25 protein-coding genes are annotated in these 26,229 nt (G+C 59.1%); 15 read left to right on the top strand and 10 right to left on the bottom strand.

Annotation, left to right across the window (positions count from 1 at the left end):
• Positions 1 to 86 precede the first annotated feature (86 nt).
• From ACFVHU_RS06255 to ACFVHU_RS06245, 3 genes are all read right to left on the bottom strand, one after another.
• Entirely contained in the window at positions 87 to 800 is a 714-nt protein-coding gene (locus ACFVHU_RS06255) for a FadR/GntR family transcriptional regulator (protein ID WP_133834028.1), read from the bottom strand.
• Positions 801 to 866: 66 nt separating this feature from the next.
• Entirely contained in the window at positions 867 to 2,000 is a 1,134-nt protein-coding gene (locus ACFVHU_RS06250; protein ID WP_105656289.1) for a mandelate racemase/muconate lactonizing enzyme family protein, read from the bottom strand.
• A gap of 260 nt (positions 2,001 to 2,260) precedes the next feature.
• On the bottom strand, positions 2,261 to 3,484 hold the full coding sequence (locus tag ACFVHU_RS06245) for a mandelate racemase/muconate lactonizing enzyme family protein (RefSeq protein ID WP_388023185.1): 1,224 nt from the start codon (positions 3,482 to 3,484) through the stop codon (positions 2,261 to 2,263).
• A 280-nt stretch (positions 3,485 to 3,764) separates the two neighbouring features.
• Between ACFVHU_RS06245 and ACFVHU_RS06240 the strand changes: the two genes are divergently transcribed.
• From ACFVHU_RS06240 to ACFVHU_RS06225, 4 genes are all read left to right on the top strand, one after another.
• Entirely contained in the window at positions 3,765 to 4,691 is a 927-nt protein-coding gene (locus tag ACFVHU_RS06240; RefSeq protein WP_105656291.1) for a carbohydrate ABC transporter permease, read from the top strand.
• Positions 4,684 to 5,664, top strand: a complete 981-nt coding sequence (locus ACFVHU_RS06235; protein ID WP_388023182.1) for a carbohydrate ABC transporter permease — start codon at positions 4,684 to 4,686, stop codon at positions 5,662 to 5,664. The genes ACFVHU_RS06240 and ACFVHU_RS06235 overlap by 8 nt, the downstream gene beginning before the upstream one ends.
• A gap of 96 nt (positions 5,665 to 5,760) precedes the next feature.
• A complete protein-coding gene (locus ACFVHU_RS06230) occupies positions 5,761 to 7,116 on the top strand; it encodes a Gfo/Idh/MocA family protein (protein ID WP_105656292.1) in 1,356 nt (451 codons plus the stop codon).
• An 8-nt stretch (positions 7,117 to 7,124) separates the two neighbouring features.
• The gene (locus tag ACFVHU_RS06225; protein ID WP_105656293.1) at positions 7,125 to 8,033 is read left to right on the top strand and encodes an NAD(P)-dependent oxidoreductase; all 909 of its coding nucleotides are present in this window, start codon (positions 7,125 to 7,127) and stop codon (positions 8,031 to 8,033) included.
• A gap of 76 nt (positions 8,034 to 8,109) precedes the next feature.
• Here the strand turns inward: ACFVHU_RS06225 and ACFVHU_RS06220 are convergent, their stop codons facing one another.
• Genes ACFVHU_RS06220 through ACFVHU_RS06200 form a run of 5 tightly spaced genes read right to left on the bottom strand, consistent with a single transcriptional unit; the run spans position 8,110 to position 14,658 of the window.
• Entirely contained in the window at positions 8,110 to 9,204 is a 1,095-nt protein-coding gene (locus ACFVHU_RS06220) for a M24 family metallopeptidase (protein ID WP_388023178.1), read from the bottom strand.
• A gap of 2 nt (positions 9,205 to 9,206) precedes the next feature.
• The gene (locus ACFVHU_RS06215) at positions 9,207 to 11,336 is read right to left on the bottom strand and encodes a DUF6807 family protein (protein WP_388023176.1); all 2,130 of its coding nucleotides are present in this window, start codon (positions 11,334 to 11,336) and stop codon (positions 9,207 to 9,209) included.
• Positions 11,337 to 11,366: 30 nt separating this feature from the next.
• Positions 11,367 to 12,275 carry a sugar phosphate isomerase/epimerase gene (locus tag ACFVHU_RS06210; RefSeq protein WP_105661980.1) on the bottom strand — a complete coding sequence of 303 codons (909 nt, stop codon included), beginning with the start codon at positions 12,273 to 12,275 and terminating at the stop codon, positions 11,367 to 11,369.
• The gene (locus ACFVHU_RS06205) at positions 12,272 to 13,510 is read right to left on the bottom strand and encodes a dihydrodipicolinate synthase family protein (RefSeq protein WP_388023793.1); all 1,239 of its coding nucleotides are present in this window, start codon (positions 13,508 to 13,510) and stop codon (positions 12,272 to 12,274) included. The genes ACFVHU_RS06210 and ACFVHU_RS06205 overlap by 4 nt, the downstream gene beginning before the upstream one ends.
• 11 nt (positions 13,511 to 13,521) lie before the next feature.
• Positions 13,522 to 14,658, bottom strand: a complete 1,137-nt coding sequence (locus tag ACFVHU_RS06200) for a Gfo/Idh/MocA family protein (protein WP_388023790.1) — start codon at positions 14,656 to 14,658, stop codon at positions 13,522 to 13,524.
• 174 nt (positions 14,659 to 14,832) lie between these two features.
• Between ACFVHU_RS06200 and ACFVHU_RS06195 the strand changes: the two genes are divergently transcribed.
• The 10 genes from ACFVHU_RS06195 (at position 14,833) to ACFVHU_RS06150 (ending at position 23,825) form a co-directional block, all read left to right on the top strand.
• Complete coding sequence (locus ACFVHU_RS06195; RefSeq protein ID WP_105656299.1) at positions 14,833 to 15,852, top strand: LacI family DNA-binding transcriptional regulator; 1,020 nt, start codon at positions 14,833 to 14,835, stop codon at positions 15,850 to 15,852.
• A 173-nt stretch (positions 15,853 to 16,025) separates the two neighbouring features.
• Positions 16,026 to 17,342, top strand: a complete 1,317-nt coding sequence (locus ACFVHU_RS06190; RefSeq protein WP_105661977.1) for an ABC transporter substrate-binding protein — start codon at positions 16,026 to 16,028, stop codon at positions 17,340 to 17,342.
• A 571-nt stretch (positions 17,343 to 17,913) separates the two neighbouring features.
• Positions 17,914 to 18,843, top strand: coding sequence for an N-acetylglucosamine kinase (locus ACFVHU_RS06185; protein WP_388023173.1), 930 nt, complete (start codon positions 17,914 to 17,916; stop codon positions 18,841 to 18,843).
• Positions 18,844 to 18,939: 96 nt separating this feature from the next.
• Positions 18,940 to 19,257: a bifunctional 3-phenylpropionate/cinnamic acid dioxygenase ferredoxin subunit gene (locus tag ACFVHU_RS06180; protein WP_105656303.1), complete on the top strand. Its 318-nt coding sequence runs from the start codon at positions 18,940 to 18,942 to the stop codon at positions 19,255 to 19,257.
• Positions 19,258 to 20,391, top strand: coding sequence for an NAD(P)/FAD-dependent oxidoreductase (locus ACFVHU_RS06175; RefSeq protein ID WP_388023170.1), 1,134 nt, complete (start codon positions 19,258 to 19,260; stop codon positions 20,389 to 20,391). It abuts the gene before it with no gap.
• 7 nt (positions 20,392 to 20,398) lie between these two features.
• Complete coding sequence (locus tag ACFVHU_RS06170) at positions 20,399 to 21,655, top strand: MFS transporter (RefSeq protein WP_332487544.1); 1,257 nt, start codon at positions 20,399 to 20,401, stop codon at positions 21,653 to 21,655.
• A 152-nt stretch (positions 21,656 to 21,807) separates the two neighbouring features.
• Positions 21,808 to 22,296 carry an Lrp/AsnC family transcriptional regulator gene (locus ACFVHU_RS06165; protein WP_105661972.1) on the top strand — a complete coding sequence of 163 codons (489 nt, stop codon included), beginning with the start codon at positions 21,808 to 21,810 and terminating at the stop codon, positions 22,294 to 22,296.
• A 200-nt stretch (positions 22,297 to 22,496) separates the two neighbouring features.
• Entirely contained in the window at positions 22,497 to 22,742 is a 246-nt protein-coding gene (locus tag ACFVHU_RS06160; protein ID WP_105656307.1) for a hypothetical protein, read from the top strand.
• Positions 22,743 to 23,101: 359 nt separating this feature from the next.
• Positions 23,102 to 23,473 carry a hypothetical protein gene (locus ACFVHU_RS06155; protein WP_105656308.1) on the top strand — a complete coding sequence of 124 codons (372 nt, stop codon included), beginning with the start codon at positions 23,102 to 23,104 and terminating at the stop codon, positions 23,471 to 23,473.
• 163 nt (positions 23,474 to 23,636) lie between these two features.
• Positions 23,637 to 23,825, top strand: coding sequence for a hypothetical protein (locus ACFVHU_RS06150; RefSeq protein ID WP_332487547.1), 189 nt, complete (start codon positions 23,637 to 23,639; stop codon positions 23,823 to 23,825).
• On the opposite strand, the gene ACFVHU_RS06145 is transcribed toward ACFVHU_RS06150, so the two are convergent.
• Together ACFVHU_RS06145 and ACFVHU_RS06140 are read right to left on the bottom strand one after the other, a co-directional pair.
• Entirely contained in the window at positions 23,822 to 24,043 is a 222-nt protein-coding gene (locus ACFVHU_RS06145; protein ID WP_332487549.1) for a LapA family protein, read from the bottom strand. The genes ACFVHU_RS06150 and ACFVHU_RS06145 overlap by 4 nt on opposite strands.
• Positions 24,044 to 24,045: 2 nt before the next feature.
• Positions 24,046 to 24,693 (bottom strand): TetR/AcrR family transcriptional regulator, encoded by a 648-nt coding sequence (locus ACFVHU_RS06140; protein WP_105656310.1) that lies wholly within the window; start codon positions 24,691 to 24,693, stop codon positions 24,046 to 24,048.
• 106 nt (positions 24,694 to 24,799) lie between these two features.
• On the opposite strand from ACFVHU_RS06140, the gene ACFVHU_RS06135 reads away from it, so the two are divergent.
• Entirely contained in the window at positions 24,800 to 26,227 is a 1,428-nt protein-coding gene (locus tag ACFVHU_RS06135; protein ID WP_388023162.1) for a flavin monoamine oxidase family protein, read from the top strand.
• Positions 26,228 to 26,229 lie beyond the last annotated feature (2 nt).

Raw genomic sequence — 26,229 nt, 5'->3', positions numbered from 1 at the left:
CGGAACTTTGAAGGAAAGACCTCTCGGCGACATGGAGCTGATGGCAGCTGCCACGGCCAGCCGGAGGTCTTTTCCGCGTCCCGGCCCTAAAGCGCGGGGCCGAGCCCCGCTTCGGATTGCAGCCGCAGCATGGAGTTGCCCAAATGCATGCGCATGGCCGCGGCCGCCATGTGCGGGTCGCCGGAGGCAATGGCATCACGCACGGTGCGGTGCTCTGCGGCCACCGAACCCAGCCGGTCGGCGGTGATCGTGTCGGCCGAATCCAGCCGGCCGCGCGGCATCGCGATCATGGAGGGACCGAAATTCTCCACAGCCTGGCCGAAGTAGGGATTGCCGGTAGCCCTGGCCACGGCCAGGTGGAACTCGAAATCGCAGCTCATGCTCACCGCCGCATTGCCCGCTGCGGCCTCGAAGCCCCGCAGGGCCTGGTCCATTGCGGACAAATCCTGCGCGGTGCGGGAGCGGGCCGCGACGGCGGCGGCCTCGGTCTCGAAACCCACCCGGTACTCGATCAACTGGCGGCGTTCCTCGACGGTCCGCGGAACCAGTGCTTGAGCGGCAGGCTCGGCGGGCGGTGGAGGAGTCAAAGCGAAGCTGCCCGCGCCGCGCCGCGTGTAGACCAGCCCTTCGGCCTGCAGCCGGGTGATGGCCTCGCGGACCACGGTGCGCGATACCCCGTGCTCGGCGATCAGCTCGTTCTCGCTGGGCAGCTTCTGTCCCGGAGGAATGGCCCCGCCGCTGATCTGCGCGCGCAGGTGCCCGACCAAGGCCGATGCCAGATTGGGTTTGGCGTTGTGCATGCTTAAAGGATAAGCGCCGGAACCGCCTGGCAGGCGGTTCCGGCGCGAAGGTCCAGTCATGGGGACTCAGGCGGTGCCGAATTGCGCGGTTTCGGTGGTCCACGCGCGGGCCTGGTCGCTCAGGGTGAAGCCGAGCCCTGGCCTGTTCGGAACGATCATCCGGCCGTCCTTGGTTTCCAAGTGCTCATTGAACAGCGGGTCGAGCCAGTCGAAGTGCTCCACCCAAGGCTCGCGTGGGTACGCTGCTGCCAGATGCAAGTGGATTTCCATTGCGAAGTGCGGTGCCAGATCCAGCCCAGCCTGGTCAGCGAAAGTTGCCAGTCTCTGGAACTGGGTGATGCCACCGACCCGGGGAGCGTCAGGCTGGATGATGTCGCAGGCGCGTGCGGCAATCAGGCGTTCGTGCTCGGATACCGAAGCAAGCATCTCTCCTGTGGCTATTGGCGTATCCAGGGCAGCGGTCAGGGCCGCATGGCCTTCAGCATCGTAGGCATCCAGCGGTTCTTCGATCCAGACGAGGTTGAACTCCTCGAGCCTGCGCCCCATGCGCAATGCGGTAGCGCGGTCCCATTGCTGGTTGGCGTCGACCATGAGCGGGAAATCCGGGCCAATATGCTCGCGCACTGCGGCAACGCGGCGCAGGTCTTCGGCGCTGTCCGGCAGGCCGACCTTGATCTTGATGCCGCCGATCCCTTCCTCGATGGACTGGGTAGCCCGATCCTTGACCTCCTCGATGCTGGCGTTCAAGAAGCCGCCGGAAGTATTGTAGGTGCGCACCGAATCGCGGTGGGAGCCGAGGAACTTGGCTAGCGGAAGCCCCGCGCGCTTGGCTTTCATGTCGTAGAGCGCGATATCAAGTGCGGCCAACGCCTGGGTCGCCACACCAGAGCGGCCCACCGAAGCGCCGGCCCAGAGGAGCTTGGTGTACAACTTGGCGATGTCACTTGGATCTTCGCCAATCATCGCTTGTGCGACTTCCTTGGCATGGGCGTACTGTGCAGGACCGCCAGCCCGCTTGGAGTAGGAGAACCCGAAACCCTCATGGCCCTGTTCCGTGGTGATCTCCGCGAAGAGGAAGACCACCTCGGTCATTGGCTTCTGACGACCGGTGAAAACTTTCGCATCGGAGATCGGTGTGGCCAGCGGCAACCGGGCCGTTGAAAGCTTGACGTGGCGGATGGCGTCGGGGGTATAGGTCATGGCGGGAATCTCCTGTTGGGATCACTGTGGGGGTAAGCTCATTTAATTACTTATCCTATAAGTAAGAAACTTATTACACAAGTGATTTTTCGAGTGTTTTCTTCGGTGGCCTGCTGCCCCTTTCTTCTCTGTGGTCGAATGCGCCCGGAGCTGCCGCTCGGGTGCTTGAAACCACGGCAGGTTCCCGTCTGGACGGCGGGGCTCCAGGCAATCGCGGGCTGTCCGCAATGCTTGAAGCGGCTATTGCCTTGCCGGATCATTTACCCTTCGCAAGGCGCAGTGGTCAAGACCAGATGCTTGAGGGCATGGTTTTCAAGAACGACTGGATCCGGAGTGAAACCGAGCCCGGCTTCCGTTGGCAGACGGATCGTACCCTCGTTAGTGAGCTTCCCCTGATGCGGCGCATGCCAAGGGTGGAGCTGGGTTTCCCAACCGAGGAAGGGGATTTCCAATTCCGGACGGAGTGACCCGTTGGCAAGCTGGACTTCCTGGTCTGCGGCGATCAGCTGCGCGGTGGCCAGGAGGGCCGGACCGTAGTAGAAGCAGTGTGGCACCACATGGACATTAAGCCGTTGACCCGCCTCGCGAATTTTGAGCATGGCGCTGAGTCCGCCAATCTTTCCGACGCTAGGCTGGGCAAACTGCAGGGCGCCGAGTTCCATATCCGAGGTCAGCCCCTGGACCCCTGAATGGTTTTCTCCACCGGAGACGTTGCCGAAACGAGCATTGAGGGCGGCTAGTGATTGCGAATCATCTGGCGGGAAGATCGGTTCTTCGATCCACAGCAGCTCCAGGTCCGCCATGGCAGCAATCGACGACCCGGCTTCGGCTGGATGATGCCACTTGCAATTGACATCGACCATCAGCGGGTGGGAGCCCACGGCCTGCCGTGCGGCCTTGATGGCTGGAATCGAGGACTCATGGATTTTGAACGCCTTGAATCCGTGTTCCAAAGCCCTGGAAAGATGAAAAGCAACCTCCTGCGGATCCTCGGCATAGTGGACCAAAGACGCGTAGGCATTGATTTCATGGCGGGCATCGATATTGATGAATTCCCGCAGCGTCTGTCCTGCACGACGTGCCGCTATATCCCAAAGAGCGATGTCCACTGCGGATAGTGCGAAGTGAATGGGTCCGGTGCGCCCGAAGGCGTGGAATGCATATTCGGCCGAGGCAATGCTCCCGTCGAGGGCCGATGAACGCCCCAAGAAAAAGGGGGCCACGATCTGTTCAAGGGCAGCCCATGTCGCGGGATTGGATTTGTGGCCGAAGGCTTCGCCCCAGCCGGTGAACCCATCCGCGGTTTGCACCTTCACCATTAATGATTCCATCTGGGTCAACGTGCGTGATGATGCATTGAAAGTATCGATTGATTCCGCATTGGAATCTTCCTGGCTTCGCCGCGCGGCATCAAAAGGCAGTGATATCCAATAGAGCTCTATTGACACGATAGTGTCACTTAAACCGTCTTTGGCCTGCGACATTTTACTGATCTCCTATTTTCATATGGACGCATCCAGCGACTGTTCGCACCGTGTGATGGCGTCCAGCGGTGGCTCCGAGGCGATTCCTCAAACCTATCTCGCCAGTGTGGTTGACCTCACGTTGGTGTTTAGTTTAGCGTTGAGGAATAGAGATTGGAAAGCGCATTCCTGAAGTCGATTTCGAATCATCTTCACCAAGCGCTTCTAGCAAGGAGTCACTCATGTCGGTCCCGATTCGTAAGGGCTGCCTTCGCGTTTCGTCGAAAGGAGGTAGTGGTCAATGAGCGCCATTGCCGAACTGCAGAACCTCAGCAAGAACAATGGCCGCAAAGTCCCTCCCAAGGACAACAAGGCAGCGCATATCTTCCTCATTCCGTGGACGATCGGGTTATTCCTTATCACCCTGGGGCCCATGGCCATGTCGCTGTATCTTGCGTTTACGGACTACAACCTTTTGCAGGCTCCGTCCTTTTCAGGGTTTGAGAACATTGAACGGATGCTCGACGACCAGCGGCTGCATAATTCATTGCGGGTCACGTTCACCTACGTTTTGATCGGTGTTCCGTTGCAGCTGGCAGTGGCCCTCGCCGTAGCAATCTTGCTTGACCGGGGAATGCGCGGGCTCTCTTTTTACCGCTCAATTTTCTACCTGCCTTCCATGCTGGGTTCCTCAGTTGCAATCGCAGTGCTGTGGAAGCAGATTTTCGGTACCACCGGCCTGGTGAATCAGCTCTTGGAATTGGTCGGTATCCAAGGCATTGGATGGATCTCCGATCCAAACACGTCACTTGGAAGCCTGATCTTGCTCAACGTGTGGACCTTCGGCTCACCGATGGTGATCTTCCTTGCAGGTCTGCGTCAAGTTCCCATGATGTATTACGAAGCAGCCTCCATTGATGGGGCGAGCAAATGGCGGCAGTTCCTGAGTATCACGTTGCCGATGATTAGCCCCATTATTTTCTTCAACCTGGTCCTGCAGATCATTGGGGCCTTCCAGAACTTCACTCAAGCTTTCATCGTGTCCAATGGATCGGGCGGTCCTGCCGATTCCACCATGTTCTTCACGCTCTACCTGTACCAGCAAGGATTCAAACAGTTCGATATGGGTTATGCCTCAGCCATGGCATGGCTCCTGGTGCTCATAGTTGGTGCATTTACCGCTGTGAACTTCTTCGTTTCTAAGTATTGGGTGTTTTACGATGACTAATCAAACTTCACTTTCAGATTCGCAAGTACGCGGTGGGTCACCGCAAGAACTCGTGCTTGATGAGGAAGAACTTCTCGGAAAAAAGCCGCCGGTTGGCGGTACTGATGAACGAGGCAAGACCGTAAAGGGTAAGAGCCCGAAGTTCAAGGTTTCAATGCGCTCATTGCTAAAGCATGCGCTGCTGATCCTGGGTGCCGGAGTCATGATCTATCCATTGCTGTGGATGGTAGCTAGCTCCTTCCGCCCGAACGACCTGATCTTCCGCGAGGCCGGTTTGGTTATTTCCCAGGTGGACTGGAATAATTACCCCAGCGGTTGGAACGCGCTGTCTGAACCTTTCAGCAAGTACTTGATGAACTCTGCGATTTTGGTTTTGGGATGCATCCTTGGCAACTTGGTGTCCTGCTCCATGGCGGCATACGCATTTGCCAGGCTTGACTTCAAGTTCAAGAAGATTATGTTCGCGCTGATGCTGATGACCATCATGCTGCCGATCCACGTGATTATCGTTCCGCAGTACATCATGTTTTCTCAGATCGGCTGGGTCAATACCTTCTGGCCAATCATCGTTCCGAAACTGCTTGCCACGGACGGGTTCTTCATCTTCCTGATGATCCAATTCATCCGAGGAATCCCTAAGGATATGGATGAAGCAGCCCGAATCGATGGCGCCGGCCATCCACGGATCTTCCTGCAGATCATCCTGCCGCTTATGGTTCCAGCCTTGGCAACTACGGCAATCTTCACGTTCATCTGGACCTGGAGCGACTTCTTTACCTCACTGATCTACCTCACCAACCCGAGTAATTACACCGTGCAAGTTGCGCTCAACGCATTCATAGACTCCACCGGAGAATCCAACTGGGGCGCACTGTTCGCAATGTCGATCGTCACGTTGGTCCCTGTATTCCTTGCCTTCCTCTTCGGGCAGAAATACCTGGTCAAGGGCATCGCAACTACTGGTATCAAATAGCAGGAATATGCCACTGGCCTAGGACAACAGCGCTAGGCCAGTGGCCTCGACCGATACCAGACACAAGCGCCAGAAACTTATCGTAGGAGAAACCGCATGGGAAGCTCATCACGCACCAGCTACGTACTGATCGGCACAGGGAACCGATGCGAAATGTACCTGACTGCTATCTTCGGTGAACATAGCGACGTCGCTGAACTTGTCGCATTGGCAGATACCAACCAGGGGCGAATCGAGTACTACCAAGACGTAGTTGAACAGACCTTCGGCGAGAAGGTTGGGTCCTTTGACCCGCAAGACTTGGCCAAAGTCATTCGAGAACGCCACATTGACCGGGTAATCATCACGAGCCCGGACTACACGCATGCTGAGCTGATCTGCACCGCTCTGTATGCCGGCGCCGATGTGATAGTTGAGAAACCACTAACAATTGATGCGCCGAGCACCGCTCGTATAGCTCGGGCGGTGGAAGAAAGCGGCCATGAAATCGTGGTCACGTTTAACTACCGTTATTCTCCTCGGAATACAGCCCTGAAGAAGGCCATCGACGATGGGAAAATCGGCCAAGTCACATCCGTGGACTTCAACTGGATGCTGGATACCGTTCACGGAGCAGACTACTTTCGCCGATGGCATCGACTCAAGGAAAACTCTGGCGGCTTGCTAATCCATAAGTCCAGCCATCATTTCGATCTGGTCAATTGGTGGCTCGACGATTCACCGCAGAAGGTCTTTGCAACAGGAGGGCTGAAGTTCTACGGGCCCGACAACGCAGAGTTCAGGGGCCGCCAAGCCAACGAACGCGGTACCCACGGGCTAAGCGATAAGGATCCGTTTGATTTGGATCTTCGCAGCGATGAGCGGTTGGAAAAGCTCTATCTAGAGAACGAACACTTTGATGGGTACCGCCGAGACCAGGGAGTCTTCAATGGCGAGATCACCATCGAAGACAATTTGAGCCTGACTGCTGAGTATCAAAACGGACCGGTGCTTTCATATTCCCTGAACGCGCACAGCCCATGGGAAGGATACCGGGTTGCGGTGAACGGGACGGAAGGACGCCTGGAACTGGACGTTGTCGAACGGGCAGCAGTACTGCCCGCGGCCGGCGGGCATCCGGTGGATCCTTCATATAGCAATGATGGCCAGAGCGGCAATGCCAGGTCGAAAGGCGAGAGATTGCTTTTGCAGCGGCATTGGGAAGAAGCAGTGGAGATTCAGATCGAAAACTCGAATGGATCGCATGGTGGCGGCGACAAGCTCCTGCTCGAAGAGCTCTTCCGCGGAGCCAACGAGGATGGATATGCGCGGCAAGCCGGATTCATCGACGGTGTGCGCGCCATTGCTGTCGGGATTTGCGGAAATCAATCGCTGGAAACCAGGCAGCTCGTGGACGTCGGGAGTGCTGGCCTGGGCGTGGACATTTCGTTTCAACCGAAGGTCAAGGTGTAAACGGAGCCATGGGTGAAAAAGTCGTCATCACCGGGGGAGCAGGGCGTTTAGGCCGTGCCGTGCTCGCGGGGTTTTCTCACGCAGGGCATGAAGTGATCTCTCTTGACAGGCAGATTCCGGAAGAACCTCTCGATGGCGTGGAGTATCACTGCATCGATCTGATGGATGCGAAGGCTACGCATGCGCTATTCGAGCAGCTTGCTCCGCAAGCGGTGGTGTCCCTCGCGGCAATGGCTGTTCCTTTCATGGCCCCGGAAGAGGTGCTTCTGCACACGAACGCGACCATTGCCCATAACGTCACCTCGGCGGCAGTGGAGGCCGGTGCTACCAGGGTCGTGCTGGCCTCCAGCCCATCAATAATGGGCTATGGTTCTCCGGGCGGATGGGTGCCGGAGAAGCTGCCTCTTGATGAAAACGAAGTTCCCAAGCCATGGCATGCTTATGGGCTTTCCAAATTCGTAGCCGAGCAGATTGCCGCCATGTTCGCAGCGAAAATGGGACCGGCAAGTTCGGTGAAGTTCGCTTCCTTCAGGCCCTGCTATGTGATCGCAGAGGAAGAGTGGGCCGGCGCTCCAACGCAGCAGGGACACACTGTTGCTGAGCGCCTACAAGATCCTCGCTTGTCAGCGCCTGCGCTATTCAATTACGTTGATGCGCGGGACGTGGCAGATTTCCTGCTGGTACTGCTTGAACGGTTTGACCGCGTAGAGAATGGCTCGGTGTTCTTCGTTGGTGCAAAGGATGCCATGGCAACGCGTCCGCTCGCAGAGCTGATCCCAGAGATTTATCCGGAGCTCGAGGACGTCGCAGCGGGACTCACCACGGATAGCCCTGCCTTCAGTATCCAGAAAGCGCGAGATGTCCTTGGCTGGGAACCGAAACGCAGCTGGCGCTCGGAATTGAAGGCCACCGTATAAAAGGCATCGGTACATAAAATTATTGGCTGGGAAACCTCAAAAGGATTTCCCAGCCAATAATTGTTTAGGGGTGCGCTTAGCGTTGAAGTACTGCCGGCCGTGGCAAACCGTTAACCAGGTTTGAGGGCCAGAGCGGATCGAAGGTGAGAACCTCAAAATCCCCGGACTCGGTCAGCAGCATGGTGTCCTCAACTTTGAACGCCAGACCATCGCGTGCTGCACTGGGATTGAACGCAAAAGCCTGGTTCAACTGGAAGAGATCAGTTGCTCCTGGGGTGAGCCGGGGATCTCGTCCGTTGTAGCCGGCAATGCCGCCTTGATGATGCAACGACCATTCCCCGGCATCGAAACCATGCTCCGGGTAGGATTCCTGGATGACGGGCAATAATTCACCGAGAACGCCGCCAGGGCGAATTGCCGCAAGGATATCTGCCTCGACAGCCAGGATGTCGTCTTCTCCAGAGAGTTCCTGAGGCGTCGGCGCACCGAATCGCACCCACCTGGTGATGTTGGCAATGAGCCCATGACGTCTTACGCACAGCACTGCCATGGCTTTGCCTCCGAGCGGGGCCGCGGTGGGCAGGGGGTGCCGGGCTGCGGCACGTGAATCGCCGCTGACCAAGGCAACGAGCACTTCGTCTCCTTGGACGACGGCTCCAGCTGTCAGCTTGGCTGCCACGTCGAACTCGGAATCATCGCTACGGGCGGCCGACAGCACTTGGGTCATGAGCGCAGCCGTGTCGCGGCAAAGAGCGCGATACCTATTAATCTCAGTTTCATTGAGTGCTGAGCGAAGGGCTCGCAAATCGGACTCGATTTCCCGCTCGCTGAGGATCTTTTGTCCGCTCGCCGCTGGAAACCATTCTCGGACATTGTCGAGATCCTGGTACCAGGCGGTGACATGCACCGAAACTTGTTCCACGTTGCCGAGCTCTTCTCGCTGGATCCGTGCAGCTTCGCTCACGGACGTGGCAAGCTCGCACCCCTGGGCATGAACCAGAACCCTGGCAATGGGTGGTGCCGCAAGAGATACGTGCGTGCGGGCACCGCCCAAGAGCCAGGCAAGCGAAGCGGGGGTTGAGAGAAGCAGATACTGCCCATCGCGGCTTCTGATGAGCTCGACCAGTTGGGCATGCTTCTTTGCGTATTCATGAGTGGCGGTGGTGGGCACAATCAGCCTTCCTTGGAACCTGAACCGTATTTTCGGGCTAGCAGGGCCACGGTCTGCACCGGGACCCTCCCATCAACCACGAGTACTCGAACTTGGCGGGTTATCGCTTCCTGAGGGTCCAGCACAACCGGTGTAGACCAGGCCAGCGAACTGCCGACACCCGGATATCCAGAACTGCGAACAAACCATGGGTCATCATGCTCACTGCAGAAAATGATGGTGGCATCCCCGTGGCCTTCAGCAAGATCAGCCAAAGCCACCGAGTCCGAGGAGAACGTGGCACTGAAGGCGAGCCATGGACTGTGCACACCGTGGACTTGCGATTCCCCGGAAGCCGATGGGGTAAAAATCTGTGGATCAGCGATTGGAGGCAGACGCCAGAAGAAACCTCCGTAGCCGCCGTTGTGACGGCCGTTGGTACCCGGAGAGCCAAGCGACACCTGGCGTTCGCGCGCCGAGAGCCTGAAACTGAAATCCAGGCTCCAGCCGGTGATGGCGCTTTCGTGGTCCTCAAATGCATTGAGCTCAATCGAACGGTGCTCATCCAGCAGGATTTCCTGTTCGTGGCTGACCCATTCAAGCTGCGAATCCAAAGCGCTGCCATTGCGGGCGAACGCATTGGACGCTGTGCGGATATGTCCATGGTCCGCACGCCATATGTAGCGTGAGGCGTCGCGGGTGTAGGTGCGCCCTCCCCAGAAATTGGTCCCGTTCACATCTTGCAATGCAACCCCGACACCTAGATGCCAGGTGTGGTCAAGCGGTTGCTGCTCACTGACCACAACTCCGTTGAAGGTCTTCAGGTTATCCAAGAAGGGACGCGGTGAATTGGTGCGGGAAATATCTTCTCCCGTCCGCAACTCCGCAAGGGTGCGCTGCTTCCCCGTTGCGGGATGGATCAGCGACAACGAGCCACTGGTTTTCGCTGGCAAGGCCCAAGGCGCTCCGAGTGAAGAGAAACTGGACTGCGCCGCCACCGCTCGGTCGATGAATCGTTCGATGTTCGGTATCACTGGGTGGAAATCTGCTCCATCCCCGGCAGGGATAACCTGCACTTCTGCGATCTGAGTTGGAGTATCCGAGGTCCGTATCTGCTCGAGAACGCGCATGAAAGCACCGGCCGACGCCAAAGAGCTCAAGAGTTCGGTTTCGCTGCCGTTGCGCACCTCGACGAGGTTCTCGAGAAGGTTGACTCGTCCGAAAACTTCAGAAGATTCTGGAAGCCCCAAGTCCGGGTTGGGTCGAACCAGCAGCTCATCACGGGTGTAGTACAAGGTTGCGGTGCCTTCGGTGCCATAGATGGTGATCCATGGATCCTGCTGTTCACTGGCGCAAACGGTCAGCGCGGCAATGACGGGGATTCCGGTGCTCATTTGCACGCGCACCACGGAGGTATCGTCTGCTTCGATGCTGTGGGCGTGATACAGCTCGGTGGCCAGATGGGCGACATCCTGGGCTTTGCGCGCTCCGGCGATGTGCAAGGCGCTGGCGACCGCGTGGGCCAGGGGATTGGTCACTACACCGTCGGCAATCTCGACGCCGTCGAGTTTCCGATGTCCTGCCCAAGGCGAACGTTCATAGTAGCCCGTGGTGCGGAGCCAATTTCCACTGGCACCCACCGCACGAAGGGCCCCGATGGGAGAGTTCTTCGCGTTATCGGCGAAGAACCCATCTATGGTTTTCAAGGCTGTCGAGCCAAGGGCCTGGAACCCTACCTGCACGTGGGCGCCAGCATCGGCCGCGGCTTGCAGCAGGCGTGAATACTGATCCAGGGTCGCTGTCGGCGGTTTTTCGAGGTAGAGATCTGCACCCGTACGCAAGGCCCTCATCGCCAGGTCGGCATGCGTACTGATCGGCGTTGAAATAATGATGATGTCCGGGGTTAATCCGGAGCTGAGGAAAGCATCAAAGTCGGCGAACACGTGCGTGTCCTTGCCGCGAATCTCTTTCCCGGGGTCGACCGGATCGATGCCGGCAAGGAACGTGATTTTCTCCTCGGCTGCGAGTCGATGGATATTTGCCAGATGCTGGCGTCCGAATCCGTTCAGACCAATCAGCACCACCGCAGGAGCAGTTGGCGCTGCCAGGGCACTAGTCGTTCCAGATCCCGCTGCGGTGGCTTGCTGATTCATCGTGTTCCTTCAGAGATATTCGAATTCAGATCAGTTTAATGCGCTGGCCGGCTGAACGCCCGCAGCTTGCTCAAGGTGGGGCAGTACGAGAGTTTCGTAGCGCTGGGACATGGTTGCCAAGGTCAGCGCGGAATCCTGCTGGTTGATCTCGTCATTGAAGATCTCGACTTCAACTGGACCTCGGTATCCGGCCTGTGACACCCATCGGGAAATCGCCGAGAAATCGATATGGCCGTCGCCCATCATGCCTCTGGATTGCAGTGCATTGCTGGCAATCGGCAGATTGAAATCACAGATCTGGTAGCTGGCCAGGCGATGCTCAAGGCCTGCCCGCTGGATCTGCTGCTGCAACTGCGGATCCCAGAACACATGGAAGGTGTCAACAACAACGCCTACGGCCTTGGTTGGATAAGGACTGGCCAAGTCCAGGGCCTGTCCGAGTGTGGAAAGCACCGCTCGGTCGGCGGCATACATTGGATGCAACGGTTCTAGCACCAGCCGAACGCCGTGTTCCAGGGCGATGGGAACCAGCTCTTCCAAGCCGCGCGCGACGCGATCGCGAGCCGCGACAATGTTCTTGTCTGCTGGATCTCCGGTGCCGCCCAGAATATGCGCGGCCGACGGCAAGCCGCCCACGACCATGATCAATTCATTGGCGCCGATGACGGCAGCTTCCTCGATGGCCTGCCGGTTCGATGCCAGCGCGGCAGCTTGGGCTTCGGCAGAAGGTGCAGTGAGAAAGCCGCCACGGCACAAGGTGCTGGCTTTGAGCCCTGCCCCAGCGATGATCTGGGCTGCTGGCCCAGCGCCACCGGCCTCGGCAAGCAAATGCCGCCACGGACCAATATGGCTCAGGCCCGCCTGCGCTGCAGCTTCGGCGGCTTCGTGGAGGCTGAGATTCGGGGTAGTGCCGGTATTAAGCGATAGTTCGAATGTCATGACACACCTGTCAGGGACGAAGTTGTAGTTTTGATTCCAGAAATTGCCAGGAGCTGTTCCATTCGCTCAGCAGCCAGATCAGGGTTTTGCAACAGGCCAGCGCCATCAGCGAGAACGAATGTGCGCACCAAGTGCGGCAGTGAACGTCCGGCGTGCAGCCCGCCGATCATCTGGAAACCGCTTTGGTGCCCATTGAGCCACGAAAGGAAGGCAATCCCGGTCTTGTAGTAGAAAGTTGGGGCGCTGAAAATATGCAATCCCAGCTCTCTGGTGGAGTCCAGGATCTTCCGGCCGCGTTCTGCGTCGCCTGCATCGAAAGCCTGCAGGGCCGTTGACGCAGCGGGATAGATGGCGGCGAAAATTCCCAGCAACGCATCGGAATGCAGTTGCCCGTCACCGTGAATCAGCTCGGGATAGTTGAAATCGTCTCCAGTGTAGAGGCGCACTCCAGCTGGCAATGCGGCACGAAGCTGCTTCTCATGCTCGGCATTGAGCAAAGAGACTTTGACGCCGTCGATTTTCGACGCGTGCTGCTCCAGAATGGACTGGAAAACCCCGGTGGCTTCTGCCAAATCCTGTGTTCCCCAGTAGCCGCTCAACTGTGGATCGAACATGTCTCCAAGCCAATGCAGGATCACTGGCTGCTTGGCAGCATCGAGCAAAGTCGCATACACGTCCAGATAATCCTGCGAGGTGCGCGCAGCCTTGACCAGGGCCCGGGAGCACATCAAGATCGACTTCGAACCTGAATCTTCAACAAGGCGCAGCATCTCCAAATAAGCGTTGGTGACTTCTGCCAGCTGGCCCGGCTGGACAGTGTCTGCCGACAGCTGGTCCGTGCCGACACCGCAGGCGAGAATATCCCTGACGGTGAGCCCAGCCAAGGCCGGGTAGCTGTTCTTCTGGAGAACCCCGGCCGCTTCGATCGCCGATCGCCTGATCAACTCGCAGGTAGCCGCGTAGTCCAGCCCCATGCCTCGCTGCGCCGTATCCATCGCATCGGCGACACCCAGCCCGTAGGACCATAGCTCGTGGCGGTAGGCCAGCGTTGCATCCCAATCGATGCTTGCCGGTGCGCCAGGCGTATTGTCTGCTCCCATGAGGGGGATGACATGGGCTGCGGCATAGGCCTTGCGCGAGGAAAGCGGGGCAGACGGCCGCTGGAATTCGCCGGGGCCTTTCAACCGATAGGAAAAGTTCTGCCCGTTTTCGTCAATGAGTGTCAATTCGGGCAAGGATGCGTAGCTCATAGCGTGATCTCCGGGATATCGAGGGTGCGTCGTTCGGCGGCTGACTGCAATCCCAAAGCCGCTAGCTGGACACCGCGAGCGGCCGAAAGCAGGCCATACTGGTGTTCGCGTCCCACTGCGACGTCGGCCAAGAAATCTTCCCACTGCAGCTTGAAGCCGTTATCCAGGTCGGCATTGGCCGGAACTTCCATCCACTGGTCGCGGAACGACTCAGTGACTGGCAAATCGGGGTTCCAAACAGGCTTCGGAGTGTGGGCGCGCTGCTGGGCAACGCACTTGTTCAATCCCGCGACGGCGGAACCGTGGGTGCCGTCGATCTGGAATTCCACCAGTTCATCGCGGTAGACGCGCACTGCCCACGAGGAGTTGATCTGCGCAATTACTGCATCGCCGGAAGGAGTTTCGAGTTCGAAGATGCCGTAGGCCGCATCATCTGCGGTGGCTTCGTAGGCTTCGCCTCGTTCGTCCCAGCGGGTAGGGATGTGGGTTGCCGTGGCCGAGGTGACGGACTTGACCTTGCCGATGATTCCTTCAAGGACGTAGTTCCAGTGGCAGTACATGTCGGTGGTCATCGATCCGCCATCCGCAAGACGGTAGTTCCAGGAAGGCCGCTGCGCTTCCTGGATGTCTCCCTCGAATACCCAGTAGCCGAACTCGCCGCGCATTGAGAGAATGCGTCCGAAGAAGCCTTCGTCGACCAAACGGCGTAACTTCACCAGGCCCGGCAAGTAGAGCTTGTCGTGCACGACGCCGGCGGTAATTCCCTTGGCCTGTGCCTGACGGGCGAGATCCACGGCCTCTTCGAGGGTTTCAGCGGTCGGTTTCTCGGTGAAGATATGCTTGCCTGCCCCGATGGCTTTCGACAGCGTTTCGTAACGCAAGGAAGTCATGGACGCGTCGAAAATGATGTCGACACTCGGGTCATCAATCAGGGAGTCAAGATCGGTGCTGTAGTGCTCAACCTGGTGCTTCTGCGCAAGTTCGCGCAGCTTCGCTTCGTTACGTCCAACGAGGATCGGTTCAACGGTCAGCTTCGAACCGTCCCCGAGAGTGATTCCTCCCTGGTCTCGGATAGGAAGGATCGAACGCAGCAAGTGCTGGCGGTATCCCATGCGGCCGGTGATGCCGTTCATGGCGATGCGTAGAACTTTTGTTTCTGTCACTGGGGTCTCCTCAAAACGGGGAATGCGTAAGGGAATAGAATGGGAATGCGCTTTCCACGATAGTGAGGTGTAATTGGAGTGTCAACCATCACGTTCGCGAAAGATAAGCTTGTGCCAAGTTGCAGAGAATGATAAGGATTTCAGATGGCTGTTCGACTAACTGATGTGGCTAATGAAGCCGGAGTTTCCCTGGCGACCGCTTCGCGAGTGCTCAATGGGTCAGCGCGCAAGCCGGCTGTGGAAATCTCGGATAAAGTGCGTGCTGCGGCTGAAAAGCTCGGATACTTCCCCAATGCCCAAGCGCAAGCGCTTGCCAGATCCACCACGAAGCTGATCGGCTTGGTGGTCAGGGACATAGCCGACCCCTACTTCTCTACCATCGCCCGGGGAGTGCAGCGCTCTCTTGGTGATAGCGGTGTCCAGCTGCTTTTGGCCAGCACGGAGTACGATCCCGAGCGGGAAATCGAAGCCGTTCAGGCATTCATGTCGCAACGGACGGACGCTATCATCCTGTCGGGATCGCGCAGTTTGGGCGAGAATGGGCAGTTGCTGAAACTGATCGAGAATTATCAGGAAAACGGCGGCCAGGTCATGATTATCGGCCAGCCTATGACCGATATGGGCGGCATACAAATCGACAACGAGGCAACTGCCGAGCACCTGGCGGCCGAGTTGATCAGTGCCGGCCACCGCAGGTTTGTCGTATTGGCCGGGGAAGCGAATCTGCTGACATCAAGGGACCGTTCCAACGGGTTCCTGGAGAAGCTGAAGCGCAGTGGCCTGGATGCAGAGGAAGTTATCAGCGGCCCCTTCTCGCGCGAGGGGGCCTATGTTGCAATGAGCGATTACCTCAAGCGGCAGAAGTCGGCAGGCGGTGTCCATCGGGTGTGCGTGTTCTGCGTTTCGGATGTCATGGCCCTGGGTGCCATTCGGGCGATTCGCGAGAACCGCTTGCGTATTCCCGAAGATATCGCTGTGGTGGGATTCGACGACATCCCGACCCTTATCGACATTACGCCCACTGTCAGCACTGCTCGACTTCCTCTGGAAGAAATCGGAAAATGGGCTGGTGAGATGGCGCTGAACCACGGCGAACTGCGGAAGATTGTGGTTTCCGGTGTGCCGGTCCTGCGCGAGTCCACGCAGCTGGCTGACGGCCAGTAGTGATGTTCATTGGGAATCGTGCCATGCGAAAACTAACTGACTTGATTCCCGAAACCCCTTGACCAGTGACCGCAATCACACCTAGATTGTTTGGCAAGCGCTTTCCACAATGAAAAACCAGGTGTTGCTTGCAGGATGGCCTCGCATCACCACCCCACCCAAGGAAGATTTTCATGACTCAGCAGGTATGCACGAGAAAAACTGGACGGAAATTCGGTCTGCGGCTAAGCAAATCAGTTGCAGTTGTGGCGGTAGCCGCTCTGGCCCTCACTGGCTGTGGCGGTAGCAGCGCTGCCGACGGTGAGGACGGGAAGATCCAGCTTCGTTTCTCATGGTGGGGCTCGGATTCGCGGGCCCAGGCAACCAATGAAATTATTGAGGCTTTCGAAGCGGCCAACCCGGACATCGATGTCCAAGGCGAGTACTCCGACTGGAGCGGCTACTGGGACAAGCTCGCAACACAGGTTGCCTCCAACGATGCTCCGGACATTATCCAGATGGACGACAAGTACCTTCGCGAATACGCGGACCGCGGCGCATTGCTGGACCTCGAAGGCGTAGATGTTTCCAAGTTCGAAGACGTTGCCGTTCAAAACGGTACGACCGATGCCGGCCTTGTCGGCATTACCACCGGAATCAATTCCTTCACATTGACCGCCAATCCAAAAGTCTTAGCCGAAGCTGGCCTGGAAGTTCCAGATGACAAGACCTGGACGTGGGATGACTACCGGACGATCACCGAGACGGTGAGCCAGAAGCTCGACGGCAAATATGGAGCCGAAGCCCCGAACGAACCGGCCGGGTTGCAGACCTGGTTGCGTCAAGACAAGAAGAATCTGACGAGCTCGGATGGATCACTCGGATTCTCGCCTGACGATCTGGCCAAGTACTTCCAGCACCACAAGGACTTGATGGATAACGGTTCTTATCCAAAGGCCTCGGTCCTGGCGGAAAACCAGAATGCAGGTCCAGACCGTTCTATGACAGGCACGGGAGTGGCAGCCTTCGGCATGTGGTGGAGCAACCAGTTGGGAGGCCTTTCCACAGCGGTTGGTTCGGACTTGGTTCCGCTGCGACTGCCAAGCCACACCGGCAAGGCTGAGGACAATGGTCTTTGGCACAAGTCGTCAATGATGATGTCGGGGTATGCTCGCACCGAACACCCGGAAGAGGTCAAGAGATTTGTTGACTTCATGGTGAATTCGCAAGAAGCTGGCGCGCTGAACCAGATGGACCGCGGGTTACCTTCGAACACCGAAGTGCGGGAACAAGTCGTCTCAAAATTGGATTCAATCGAAGCTTCTTCTGCAGAATTCGTGACGAGCTTGAAACCCGAACTTCAGAGCACGGAACCAATCCCGCCAATGGGGTTCAGTGCGGTTCAGGATGTCCTCTACCGTTATGAAATGGAAGTGTTCTTCGAGCGCCAGAGCGTAAGCGACGCGGCGCAGAATGCCTTCAAGGAAATCGAAACTGCGGTAGCCCAATAGCTGAACGAGAATCAACCATCGTTCTTGCGGTCGTTGCAATCCCTGGATCCCGGGGATTGCAACGGCCTTTGCGCGTTCGAGGGAAAGTTCATTCTGCTCCTCCTTCAACTCTCTGCGCGGTGCAATCCTTGAATTCGCCACGGCGCGTGCCGTACAGGGCTGCGGTTTGAACCAGGGCTTCCAGATGCCTCATAACCTTGTTCGGTCGTGATCTGCGCCCAAGCAAGCCTCTCCAGCCATTTGCGTGCGACGAGTCGCGAGTGCACCAGTAACCGGGATGCGAGTCGCCAGCGGCCGTTGAACTTTCCAGAGCATGGCCTATCGGAAGGGTGCTGCCAATCAGCTGGAATCCCGCAGAGGTGAATTGCCATTGGGTTCCTGCTTTCTTCCATCCATTGCCAGAGGCAACCACACCGCGGTGCCCGCAGTTCTGGGCCGCAAAGCTGCTGGCTCGACCTTGCCGGTGATCGGTTTGCGGCACCTGCGGATTGCAGGTCGAACCCCGCCAGCTCTGCGGCCAATGCGGGGAGCACAAAGTATCCTGAAAACTAAGTGCAAGAGGAATGGAAAAATGGCATCTGGACTTTTGGCAGTAGACGGCGGGCAGACCGGAATCAAGCTGAGATTCGAGCAGGATGGCGAAACTGCAGAATTAGCGCTTCCCGGTGTGCAAACCCATGAACCCGTCCTGCCCCAACTGGCACGCGCCATTAACCAAGCTGCCGCTGCCGCCGGATGGGAGTGCAGCACCGTGAGCGTAGGCACCACAGGCCTGGTGAAAGCCGAACATGATGCACGGCAGCTCTACGACCTCATCGGATCCAGCGCTATTTCCCATATTGCGCTGGCCCACGATTCGGTGACCAGCTATCTCGGAGCGCTGGGAGAACGCCACGGCGCTGTCGTTGCAGCCGGTACCGGTGTCGTCACCTTGGCGGTAGGCCCCTGCTCGGTGGCCCGAGTTGATGGATGGGGCCACATCATGGGTGATGCCGGCAGCGGCTATTGGATTGGCCAGAAGGCAATGAACGCGGCCATGCGCGGCTTTGACGGCCGCGGGCCAGCTACCGCGCTGACCGGGGAACTCGCGAAGCGCTGGCCCGATCTCTCCGAAGCGTATATTGACTTGCAAGCGATGCCGGACAGGGTGGCCATCGTCGCCTCCTTTGCGCAGAGGGTTGCCCAGTTGGCCGCGACCGATGAAATGGCGGCGCGGATCTGCGCGCTCGCCGGTGCAGAACTGGCCAGCTCCGCAGCAACAGCATTGCGCCGCGCGAGGCTGGAACAACAGGCCGGAGCGATTCCGGTCGCAGCCATCGGGGGAGTGCTCGCCGGCGAATTCGCCAGAAGCAGCTTCGTGCGGGAGCTGCACCTGCTGGTCCCTGCCGCGCAAGTCCAGGATTCGCCGGGAAATGGGCTGGACGGAGCCCGTGCATTGGCCCTCCTGCCAGCGGACCACGCCTTGCAAGGCCTCGTATCGCGCTTTCGCGCCCAGCCATAAGACGTGGGCAGCGGTGATAACTGGCCATCAAATAGGCGCAGGCAATCAATAGGTGACAAGATTAGTGGAGAACGTCGTGATTATTAAGGAGTCATCGTGAGTTTCCGAGTCGGTCCCGTAGATCTTGTCCCCGAAGGCGAATCGCTGCTGGTTGAAGCCAAAGACAGCGGCGCAAGCGAAGACATCGCGATCTTCCACGCCGAAGACGGCAACTTCTACGCGCTGCAGGATGAATGCACCCACGAGGTCGCTTCGCTTTCCGACGGCTGGCTCGAAGACTGCAGCATCGAATGCCCCATCCACTCCTCGACCTTCGACCTGAAAACCGGCAAGGTGCAATGCATGCCAGCCACCGTGGACGCCCGGACCTACAAGGTGGACGTCGTGGACGGCTTCTTGGAGCTTGAAATCTAAATGCCTTCCGTGCACATCATCGGAGGCGGGGTCGCGGGGTATGCACTGGCCCGGCACCTGGTGCAGCAGCAGTACGCCGGATCCATCAAGATCAGCGATGCCCAGGGCCTGCCCTATGATCGTCCGCCGCTGAGCAAGTCCCTGCAGGTTGAACCGTTCGCACCGGTGTCCTGGTACCAGCACCATGGCGTCGGCCTGATCCAGGAAGATGTCCAAAGCCTGCAACTGCCGCAATCCGCTGACGACTGGGTTGTGCTGGCTACCGGCACCACGCCCAAGGCATTGGATGTTCCCGGCGGGCACCATGCGCTCAGCCTGCACAGCGCAGCTGACGCCGCCCGCATATCCGACGTCCTGGAATCGGGGATGTTCGGCCAGCGGGTGCTTGTCATCGGAGCGGGGCTGGTAGGGGCCGAGTTCGCGTCCACCGCCAAGATGTCCGGGGCGCAAGTCACCTTGATTTCCAGCTCCGACGCACCTCTTGCCCACGTGCTGGGCCACGAACTTGCCGAACAGCTGCACGCGGATCATGCCAACCACGGCATTGCCACCTTGACTGGTGCGGTGACAGAGCTCGGCCCCAACTATGCACTGGCCAATGGCCAGCGCCATGATGCGGAGCTGATCGTGGCAGCCATCGGCGTCGAACCCGAAACTGCGCTCGCCGAGCAGCTGGGCCTGGAAGTCGACGACGGGATCGTGGTCGACGCGCAGCAGCGTTCTGCCAGCTGCCCCCAGGTGCTGGCTATCGGCGACGTCGCCCGGGCGGAAAACCAGCCCCGTGCGGTGCACTGGGAAGCTGCCATGGAAGATGCCGCCCAAGCGGCGGCAACAATCATGGGCACAGCCGCACCGAAGCGTTCGGTGCCCTGGTTCTGGAGCGACCGCCACGAAATGCACGTGGAAACCGTGGGCGACTTCAACCAGGCCGCCAGCACCGTGACGCGCCTGAACCGGCGAGGCAAGATCCAGACGGTCTTCGGGCTCGACGCCAAGGGCTCATTGGTGTCCGCTTCGATGATCGATGGCGGCCTGATGGCCAAGGCCGTGAGACGGCTCATTGCGAAATCAGCCACCCCAAGCATTGAACAATTGAAGGACCCCATGACGGGTCCGCGCGAGTTAGGCCGGTAAGAAACTTATGAATGCAGCCGAACCACTGAAGGTTCCCGCGGCCCTGCAGACGCCCACCAAACGGGTTGGCCCTGGCTGGATCGCTGCGGTTGTCATTGTCCATATCGGCATCAATGTCGGCTTCTTCGCACCGATCCAGGTACTGCTCGGATTGCACGCCGAACAACTGGATGCCAGCCAGAAGAACGCGATTCTCTCGCTGGTCACCGGCGTCGGCGCGGCCGTCTCGCTGGTAGCCAACCCGCTGTTCGGCGCGCTCAGCGACCGCAGCACATCGAAATTCGGGCGCCGCATCCCGTGGGTGTTCTTTGGAACTATCTGCGCTGCGCTGGCCCTGCTGCTGATGTCGACCTCGCAAACCGTGAGTACGCTGGTCATCGGCTGGGCGCTGATGCAAGCTGCCGGCAACGCCGCGCTGGCTGCGATCTTCGCGGCCATCCCGGACAAGGTGCCGGTAGAGCAGCGCGGCATGGTTGGCGGGCTGGTGGCCTTGGGCCAAACCTGCGGTTCGCTGATCGGTGCCGTGATCGGCATGGTCGCTGCGAGCAATCTGGTCTTCGGCTACGCCATCGTCGCTACCGCCGTGGCCATTTGCTCCATTCCGTTCGTGCTGATGCGCCAGGATGTTCCGCTGCCCAAGGGAGCACTGGAGCCTGTCAAGCCGCTGGAATTCGTGCGCAGCTTCTGGATCAACCCGGTCAAGCATGCCGACTTCGGATGGGCCTGGCTGACCCGCTTCTTGCTGTATCTCGGTTGCCAGCTGTGCCTGGTCTACCTGCTGTTCTTCCTGCAAGATGCCATCAAGCATCCAGAACCGGCCCAGGGAGTGCTGGTGCTGACCGCGATCTACGCCTTCTGCGTGATCTTCTCTTCGGTGATCTCCGGCAAGCTCTCGGACAAGGACGGCAAGCGCAAGAAGTACGTCATCATCTCTTCGGTCATCGTTGCCGCCGCGGCCGGCGTGCTGGCGACGGCAACGTCCTTCGCCACCGCCATTGTCGCCGCAGTGCTCCTGGGCATCGGCTTCGGCGCCTACCTGGCGGTGGACTTTGCGCTGCTGACCCAGGTATTGCCGAACGCCGATTCGCGCGGCAAGGACCTGGGCATGATCAACATTGCCAACTCGCTGCCGCAGGTGGTCGCCCCGCTGATCGCCTGGCTGGCGGTGAGCTGGTTCGGCGGCTACCCGACCCTGTTCCTGTGCTCTGTGGTGATCAGCCTCCTCGGCGCCGTGCTGGTACGCCAGATCAAGAGCGTTCCGTAGGTCCTGGACGAAGCATTCCCCAGCGTCGCGCACCGAGCGGAACGGAAACGGTGCGGCACCGGGAACTGGTGGCGGAAAAACGCCAAGGGGACGCCAACCGGGCCGTATGATGAATCCAGCGAACCGCGATAATGAGGAGCAGGTGCGGCTGAATGTCGATGAACGAATCCGGGCGGGAGAGCCGTGCAACGCAGCTTGATGGCATAGACCGCAAACTGCTGGCGTTGCTGACGAAGAACTCCCGGCGGACCAACAACTCCCTGGCAGAGGAGCTGGGCATAGCACCGTCCACCTGCCTGGCGCGGTTGAATGCCTTGCGCGATTCGGGAGTGATTTCGCGCTTCACCATCGAAGTGGATCCGCAGGTTCTGGGCCGGGAGCTCGAAGCGCTGATCTTCGTGAAAATCCGTCCCGGAGCCCGTCACCTGATGTCGAACTTCGCTACTGACATGCGCAGCAAACCGGGGGTGCGACAGCTGTTCTTCCTGGGCGGCGCTGACGACTTCGTCCTGCACGTAGCGGTGCGCAATTCTTCGGATGTGCGCCAGTTCGTGCTCGATAACCTCTCGGCCAATCCGGCCGTGGCCACCACCCAAACCTCCCTGGTATTCGAACACGGCCACGGCAGCGGAGAGTACTAGGCCCCATTCTTGACCGATTTCCATCTCGCCCATGTTCGCAGGAACAACCCGCAGCCCTGCGTTGGTCGAAGAAACATGCTAAACTTGATGTTCTTCTCTTGGCATGGCTGCGGCCCGTTGGCAGCTGGGGATCGGTTCTCCAGACAAGCAACGGACCCCACCGCAGCTGCGACTGAAAGAATGGGGAGGTCGAGAAGATAATGCATTTTGACGCAACTGTTGTCACCGCACTGGTGACCTTGATTGTTCTGGCCATCGCAACCGTTGTGCTGGTGATCCGGTACAAGCGCACCCACCAGGCAGAAATCCGCCAGGCCCTGGTTGCCAAGGCCCGGAAGCGCGGCGTTGCCTCGCCGGAAGACCTGTCGAACCACGATCTGGTACTGCAGATCCGCGCGGCCAAGCGCCAGCGCAAGCAGGATGGGCAGGACCTGAAGACCGCATAGGGTTTGCACCCATGCGCTGACGATGCTGAGCCCCAGTCCATTTCCGGACTGGGGCTCAGCCGCGTCAAGGGCCCTTGGGCGGCCGCTGGCCCCGTCTTTATCCAAAGCTGATGAACCGGGAAATGGCGTCGGGAATAAACGGCAAGTGCCAGCGGAATGCAGGCAGGTAATTAACCTCGCGCAATTCCGGGAAACTATGTCCCCGGTCACCAGAAAAGCCGATTTAACCCCTGAATCATGCGGATTGCATCACAGGGGCATGTGGGGTTCTGAACAAACCACTTCTCAATAGATAAATGGTCGGAAATGATGGATATGACTGGAAATGCAGCAGCGTTAATTCTTTAGGAGCAACAACAATGGCCTCGATCCCACTCGGTGAAGACATCCTCTTGGCACGCCACGGCGCCAACATCGTCAAGCTCCGCCAGGATCGGAAGAACCGCACCACTGTTGCCCATCTGCGCGGTGGAGCCACCGATACGGCCTCGAACCTGCTCACGGCACCGGTTCCCGCATTGACCCCGGCAGCCAGCTTCACCCAGGGCGCGGCTCGCTACCTCAACGATGAAGCCGAGGTCAGCCGCGGCGAAGTTCGTTCGCTGGTCAAGATCTCGCTCGGCTTTTCTGCCATCATGGGCATCGTCTTCGGCGGCCTGGTCTTGGCTTTGTACAAGGTCGGCGGCAATGAAGCTCTCCAGTCGCTGAGCTACATGGGCGCAAGCCAGTAGCTCTCGCAAGCATTTCCAGGAAAACGGGATTCCGAGGCAACTCGGGATCCCGTTTTCCTGTTTCCGGACCAGATGCTTACTCCGAGGCCGGGCTTGCGGCAAGTCTCGTATTTCTTGCCCGGCGGGCATAGGATGGCGGCAACGGGAAGGACGGGAGCAGGCCATGCGTTTTGTTTTGGAAGTTAACTTCGATACCGAGAACATGCAGCTCAAGCCATTGGAGGAGCTGCAGAAGATTCTGCGCGACTGGTCGACGAGCATCACGATGTATCCGATCGTTGCCGGCGCCCAGGAAGATGTCTACGACTCGGATAACGAGCAGGTAGGGGAGTGGGCAATCCTCGACGACTAGCCTCGCCGTCTGGAGAACCACCCGATGGCATACCCCGCGGCCAGGGTAACGAGCAGGACAAGCCACAGCGGAGCCGTGGAATGGATCAAGAAGAATTCAACGCGGACGAAGGCCAGGTTCTGCAGCATGAAGACCACCGCGAGGATCACCAGAGCAATAGCTGCCCATTGCTTGGCGCTAAGCCCCTTCTTCGGCGGCCGCTGCTCCGGATAGCCCATGCTCAGCTTCCGTTCGCCAGCAAGCCGGCAACGAGAGCCGACAACCCGCGCTGGAACGAATCGTCGCTGGTATCAAGCTCTGATCGGCGTTGCGCGGCCACAGCCTGGGTGAAATGCGGAGTGAGATCCTGGTGATTGCTGGTGTCGAAAATGTCATGCGGAGCGGCCGTATCCATGGCCGAGCCGAAGATGAATGATTCCAGTGCGACAATCGTCGGAACAATCTCGTTCTCTGCCATGCCGAAGTCTGCCAGCGCTTCGGCAACGCGCTCGTACATTCCCAAGGTGCGCGGCGAATCGGAGACGGGCAGTACCGCGATGACCGGAATCAGGGGAATGTGCCGCGCGAAGACGTTCCGGTAGCTCGTAGCCCATTGAAGCAAAGCCTGCTTGGTATCGGCTTGGTCGAATACCGAGGTGTCTATATCGGCCATGACCAGTTCCTGGATCCACTGCAGGAGGTCGTGCTTGGAATCGACGTGGTTGTAGAGGGCCGATGGAGAGACGCCCAGGGATTTTGCCAGCCGCTGCATGGTCAGGGACTCGTAGCCGTCCCCGGAAACAAGTTCCAGCGCGTGCTCGGTAATGCGCTCCCGATTCAGCACCGCCTTGCGCGGGCGCCCGGCTCGCCTGGCTTCCGTTTCACTCATGCGGACCTCTTCCTGACGTGGGGTGCTTCACAACTGGATCTTCGTACCCTATGCTATATGACAGGTAAATGAACCTTATTCATTTAAATGTGCAAGGGAGTCGATCATGCAACATCTGGAACGCGACGTCGTCGTCATCGGTGCAGGGCCATCGGGACTGACAGCAGCCTATGAGCTGAGCAAGGCCGGCAAGTCCGTCGCGGTGCTCGAAGCCCGCGACCGCGTCGGCGGGCGCACCTGGACCGACGTCATGGACGGCGCGACCATCGAGATCGGCGGCCAGTGGATCAGCCCCGACCAGACCGGCCTCTACTCGCTGATCAATGAACTTGGCATCGAGACCTTCGAACGCTACAAGGCGGGCAAGAGCGTCTACCTCACCGGGGAAGGCGAGCGGATCGCCTATGAGGGCGAGGACTTCCCGGTGGCCGCCAGCACCGTGGCCGAAATGGACAAGCTGGTAGAACTCATGAACCAGCTGGCCGCCGAAATGGACCCGGACAAGCCGTGGGAGCACCCTCAGGCCCAGGAGCTGGACCAGATCTCCTTCCACCACTTCCTGCGCCAGCACTGTGCCGACGAGCTGGCCTGCAACAACGTGGGCCTGTTCATTGCCGGGGGCATGCTGACCAAGCCGGCGCACACCTTCTCCGCGCTGCAGGCGGTGCTCATGGCGTCCTCGGCCGGCTCCTTCGACAACCTGGTGGACGAGGACTTCATCCTGGACCGGCGCATCGTGGGCACCATGCAGGGCGTATCCAAGACGCTGGCCGAGAAGCTGGGCCAGCAGACCGTCTTCCTGGACAACCCCGTGCTCAAGCTCGAATGGTTCGATGGCGGGGTGGTGGCCCACGGGAGCACCGTGACCGTCTCGGCGAAGAAGGCCGTGCTGGCGGTACCGCCGAACCTGTACTCGCGCATTTCCTACGTCCCGGCGCTGCCGCGCAAGCAGCAGATCACCCACCAGCACCAGTCCATGGGCCTGGTCATCAAGGTCCACGCCGTCTACGACACCCCGTTCTGGCGCGAAGAGGGCCTGTCGGGCACCTGCTTCGGCCCGAGCAGCCTGGTCCAGGAGCTCTACGACAACACCTATGCCGGGGAGGAAACCGGCACACTGGTCGGCTTCATCTCGGATCTGAAGGCCGACGCCATGTGGGAACTGGACGAGGAACAGCGCCGCGCGGTGATCCTCAAGGCCATGGCCGGCTACCTGGGCGAGAAGGCACTGGATCCCAAGGTCTTCTACCTCTCGGACTTCGCCGCCGAGGAATGGACCCGCGGCGCCTACGCCACCAGCTACGACCTGGGCGGGCTGCACCGCTTCGGCCCGTCGCAGAACGAGAATGTCGGACCGATCTACTTCTCCTCCTCGGATCTGGCCGGCGAAGGCTTCCAGCACGTGGACGGCGCGGTGCGCATGGGCCGCCGCTCGGCCGCGCGCATCATCGCCGCACTGGATGGCACCGCCTACGACCAGAGCTACGATGGCGTTGCCACGCTGACCCCGTCCAAGGAAAAGGCCAGTGCCTAGAC

It is taken from the genome of Glutamicibacter sp. NPDC127525 (genome assembly GCF_042672105.1).
In the GTDB taxonomy this organism is placed as follows: Bacteria; Actinomycetota; Actinomycetes; order Actinomycetales; family Micrococcaceae; genus Glutamicibacter.
This window is presented reverse-complemented; position numbering and strand designations above follow the sequence as displayed.

Bases quoted from the DNA above. Each gene is read 5' to 3' on its own strand.
- ACFVHU_RS06255 (WP_133834028.1), bottom strand. From the start codon at position 800: ATGCACAACGCCAAACCCAATCTGGCATCGGCCTTGGTCGGGCACCTG.
- ACFVHU_RS06250 (WP_105656289.1), bottom strand. From the start codon at position 2,000: ATGACCTATACCCCCGACGCCATCCGCCACGTCAAGCTTTCAACGGCC.
- ACFVHU_RS06245 (WP_388023185.1), bottom strand. From the start codon at position 3,484: ATGTCGCAGGCCAAAGACGGTTTAAGTGACACTATCGTGTCAATAGAG.
- ACFVHU_RS06240 (WP_105656291.1), top strand. From the start codon at position 3,765: ATGAGCGCCATTGCCGAACTGCAGAACCTCAGCAAGAACAATGGCCGC.
- ACFVHU_RS06235 (WP_388023182.1), top strand. From the start codon at position 4,684: ATGACTAATCAAACTTCACTTTCAGATTCGCAAGTACGCGGTGGGTCA.
- ACFVHU_RS06230 (WP_105656292.1), top strand. From the start codon at position 5,761: ATGGGAAGCTCATCACGCACCAGCTACGTACTGATCGGCACAGGGAAC.
- ACFVHU_RS06225 (WP_105656293.1), top strand. From the start codon at position 7,125: ATGGGTGAAAAAGTCGTCATCACCGGGGGAGCAGGGCGTTTAGGCCGT.
- ACFVHU_RS06215 (WP_388023176.1), bottom strand. From the start codon at position 11,336: ATGAATCAGCAAGCCACCGCAGCGGGATCTGGAACGACTAGTGCCCTG.
- ACFVHU_RS06210 (WP_105661980.1), bottom strand. From the start codon at position 12,275: ATGACATTCGAACTATCGCTTAATACCGGCACTACCCCGAATCTCAGC.
- ACFVHU_RS06200 (WP_388023790.1), bottom strand. From the start codon at position 14,658: ATGAACGGCATCACCGGCCGCATGGGATACCGCCAGCACTTGCTGCGT.
- ACFVHU_RS06195 (WP_105656299.1), top strand. From the start codon at position 14,833: ATGGCTGTTCGACTAACTGATGTGGCTAATGAAGCCGGAGTTTCCCTG.
- ACFVHU_RS06190 (WP_105661977.1), top strand. From the start codon at position 16,026: ATGACTCAGCAGGTATGCACGAGAAAAACTGGACGGAAATTCGGTCTG.
- ACFVHU_RS06185 (WP_388023173.1), top strand. From the start codon at position 17,914: ATGGCATCTGGACTTTTGGCAGTAGACGGCGGGCAGACCGGAATCAAG.
- ACFVHU_RS06175 (WP_388023170.1), top strand. From the start codon at position 19,258: ATGCCTTCCGTGCACATCATCGGAGGCGGGGTCGCGGGGTATGCACTG.
- ACFVHU_RS06170 (WP_332487544.1), top strand. From the start codon at position 20,399: ATGAATGCAGCCGAACCACTGAAGGTTCCCGCGGCCCTGCAGACGCCC.
- ACFVHU_RS06165 (WP_105661972.1), top strand. From the start codon at position 21,808: ATGTCGATGAACGAATCCGGGCGGGAGAGCCGTGCAACGCAGCTTGAT.
- ACFVHU_RS06160 (WP_105656307.1), top strand. From the start codon at position 22,497: ATGCATTTTGACGCAACTGTTGTCACCGCACTGGTGACCTTGATTGTT.
- ACFVHU_RS06155 (WP_105656308.1), top strand. From the start codon at position 23,102: ATGGCCTCGATCCCACTCGGTGAAGACATCCTCTTGGCACGCCACGGC.
- ACFVHU_RS06150 (WP_332487547.1), top strand. From the start codon at position 23,637: ATGCGTTTTGTTTTGGAAGTTAACTTCGATACCGAGAACATGCAGCTC.
- ACFVHU_RS06145 (WP_332487549.1), bottom strand. From the start codon at position 24,043: ATGGGCTATCCGGAGCAGCGGCCGCCGAAGAAGGGGCTTAGCGCCAAG.
- ACFVHU_RS06140 (WP_105656310.1), bottom strand. From the start codon at position 24,693: ATGAGTGAAACGGAAGCCAGGCGAGCCGGGCGCCCGCGCAAGGCGGTG.
- ACFVHU_RS06135 (WP_388023162.1), top strand. From the start codon at position 24,800: ATGCAACATCTGGAACGCGACGTCGTCGTCATCGGTGCAGGGCCATCG.